General features: G+C 60.9%; 2 protein-coding genes. Both read left to right on the top strand.

Features of this window, described 5'->3' with window-relative positions; all coding sequences use genetic code 11:
• Positions 1–359 precede the first annotated feature (359 nt).
• Complete coding sequence (gene gyrB, locus WA989_RS00690) at positions 360–2,783, top strand: DNA topoisomerase (ATP-hydrolyzing) subunit B (protein ID WP_424338613.1); 2,424 nt, start codon at positions 360–362, stop codon at positions 2,781–2,783.
• A partial coding sequence (locus WA989_RS00685) for a hypothetical protein (RefSeq protein ID WP_424338612.1) occupies positions 2,776–3,279 on the top strand: 504 nt, incomplete at its 3' end. The genes gyrB and WA989_RS00685, both read left to right, overlap by 8 nt.

The following is a 3,279-nucleotide window of genomic DNA, read 5'->3' as shown; positions in this document are numbered from 1 at the left end:
GACTGCGTCGATGCCGGCACGCCCATCCGGCTAAACCGCATTCCTGCGATTGACGGCTCGATGGCAGGCGTGGAACTGCAGATCCACCATGGCGGTTTGACGCCGGACGCCTATTGCCGTGGCGCACGTGAGTGAGCGCATACTTGATATGTCGAATTGCGCCATTCTGCCAGTGCCCCAACTGCCATTTCGCAGGCCCGACAGAACGACCCAAATCTGACCCCCACAAACCCCTGTTTTCATTGCACAAAATACCCCGGCCTTGTGGCCGATTTACCACAGCTGGAGATTTCCCTTATTCGTCCGAATCCTGTATATTTTCAGGGCATTTTGACGAATCAGAAAGTGACTGGAAAAGCATGGCCGACCCAGCAGAAAATATGCCCGAATATGGCGCCGATTCCATCAAGGTTTTGAAGGGGCTCGAAGCGGTCCGCAAACGCCCTGGCATGTACATTGGCGACACCGATGACGGCTCCGGCCTGCACCACATGATCTATGAGGTTGTCGACAATGCAATCGACGAGGCGCTGGCCGGCCATGCCGACGAAGTGACCGTCACCCTGCTCGCCGATGGCTCTGCCGAGATCACCGATAATGGCCGCGGCATTCCCGTCGAGATGCACAAGGAAGAGGGCGTGTCCGCCGCCGAGGTCATCATGACCCAGCTGCATGCCGGCGGGAAGTTCGACCAGAACTCCTACAAGGTCTCCGGCGGCCTTCACGGCGTCGGTGTCTCCGTCGTCAACGCCCTGTCTGACTGGCTCGAGCTGCGCATTCACCGGAATGGCAAGGAGCACTATGTCCGCTTCATCGATGGCGGCGTGGTCGAGGCGCCGCTGAAAGAGGTCGGCACCTCCCCGATGCGCGCCAATGGCAAGCCGCTGACCGGCACGGCCGTACGCTTCATGGTCGCCGCCTCGACCTTCACCATGACCGAATATGACAGGAAGACGCTGGAGCACCGCCTGCGTGAGCTCGCCTTCCTCAATTCCGGCGTGCGCATCGTCTTCCGCGATGAGCGCGGGCCCGAAGCCTATGAGGCCGTGCTGGAATATGATGGCGGCGTGAAAGCCTTCGTGCAGCATGTCGACCGCCAGAAAACCGCCCTCATCCCTGAGCCGATCTACGCGATTGGCGAGAAGGACGGCATCACGGTCGAAGTCGCGATGGAGTGGAACGACACCTATCACGAGCAGGTGCTCTGCTTCACCAACAACATCCCCCAGCGCGATGGCGGCACCCACCTTGCCGGCTTCCGCGGCGCGCTGACCCGCATCATCAACAAATACGCCGCCGAGACAGGCATCGCCAAGAAAGAGAAGGTCGACATCTCCGGCGATGATGCCCGCGAGGGCCTCACCTGCGTCCTCTCGGTCAAGGTCCCCGATCCGAAATTCTCGTCCCAGACCAAGGACAAGCTGGTCTCCTCCGAGGTCCGCCCCGTGGTTGAGAGCCTGATGGGTGAGAAGCTGTCTGAATGGTTCGAAGAGCATCCCAAGGAAGCTCAGATGATCATGCTGAAGATCGTCGAAGCCGCCGCCGCGCGCGAGGCCGCCCGCAAGGCGCGTGACCTGACCCGCCGCAAGACGGCGCTCGACATCACCTCCCTGCCCGGCAAGCTTGCCGATTGTCAGGAGAAGGACCCGGCGAAATCGGAACTCTTCATCGTCGAGGGGGATTCTGCCGGCGGCTCTGCCAAACAGGGCCGCGACCGCTCCAACCAGGCCATCCTGCCCCTGCGCGGCAAGATCCTCAACGTGGAACGCGCGCGCTTCGACAAGATGCTGTCCTCAGACCAGGTCGGCACGCTGATCATGGCGCTCGGCGCCGGCATTGGCCGCGACGAGTTCGACATCAACAAGATGCGCTACCACAAGATCATCATCATGACCGACGCCGATGTCGACGGCGCGCACATCCGCACCCTGCTGCTCACCTTCTTCTACCGCCAGATGCCCGAGGTGATCGAGCGCGGCTTCCTCTACATCGCGCAGCCGCCGCTCTACAAGGTCTCCCGCGGCAAGTCCGAACGCTATCTCAAAGACGATATCGAGATGGACAATTACCTGATCGAGGAAGGCACGACCGGCGAGACGCTGATCCTCGCAGACGGCACGCAGATTGCCGCAGAGGACCTTCGCGAAAACGTCCGCCAGGCGGCAAGCTTCAAGACTGCGCTGTGGCGCCTGTCCCTGCGCGCGCCCGGCCATATCGTCGAGCAGGCCGCGATTGCAGGCGCGCTGGCCCCCGGCGCTTCGGACGCCGAAGCCGAGAAGACCGCCGCCCGCCTCAACCTCATCGCCGAAGAGGGCGAGGATACGTGGGAAGGCAGCTTCGAGGATGGCGATCTGACGCTCCGCCGTGAGGTCCGCTCGGTCGAGGAGAAGGCCGTGCTCGACAAGACGCTGCTCGCCAGCCAGGACGCGATCCGCCTCAACAATCATGCGAGCGGCATCCGCCACCTCTATGTCGAACCGTCGGTGCTGCGCAATGACAAGGCCGGCGAGGTCACCATTCACGGCCCTGTCGCCCTGTTCGAAGCGGTGCTCGAAGCCGGCCGCAAGGGCCTCAAGATCCAGCGCTATAAGGGCCTCGGCGAGATGAATGCCGACCAGCTCTGGGAAACCACGCTCGATTCAAACGCGCGCACCCTCCTCCAGGTCAAAGTCGCCCACGCCGACGAAGCCGACGAGATGTTCACGAGGCTTATGGGCGATGTCGTGGAGCCACGGCGCGAGTTCATTCAGGACAATGCGCTCGAGGCGGAGGTGGATGTGTGAGGCGGATAAGAAATTGGTCCAGTGGACCAATTTCCCGCCGAACGCCCGGAGCGTCAGCGCAGGGCTGAACGCCACAGCTATTGTTTCCTTCCTTTTGCTGCTCTCAGGTTGCGACAAGCTTCCGGTTGAGGCCGAAGAAGCTCGGTCAAAAGCTTTCTTCGACCATAACAAACCGGCCTATGAGGCGCTGGAAGAAGCGCTCCGTGATATCGATCCGGAAATCAAATCCCTCATGGCCTGCAATACGGACACGACAGATTGCTTCGTTCGGATTGAAGAGCCAACGACGGCCCAAATCGAGGCAGAGGCCCGCTACGTGCCCTTGATCCGGGATCTTGGCTTTCCAGGTCATATCTTCTTTGATCAGCATGAAGGTGGAGAGTTTGTCTTGCCCAATATGGGCCATGCCGAAATAGAAACTGAGAACGGGATTTACGAAGTCAGTTTGGAACTTGTGCTGTGGCGGAATGGAGTTCCCGCCGATGCAGCTATGTGC

It is taken from the genome of Henriciella sp. (genome assembly GCF_049649345.1).
Classification (GTDB): domain Bacteria; phylum Pseudomonadota; class Alphaproteobacteria; order Caulobacterales; family Hyphomonadaceae; genus Henriciella.
Note: the sequence above shows the minus strand (reverse complement) of the source record. Positions and strands in the feature narration are given on the sequence as shown.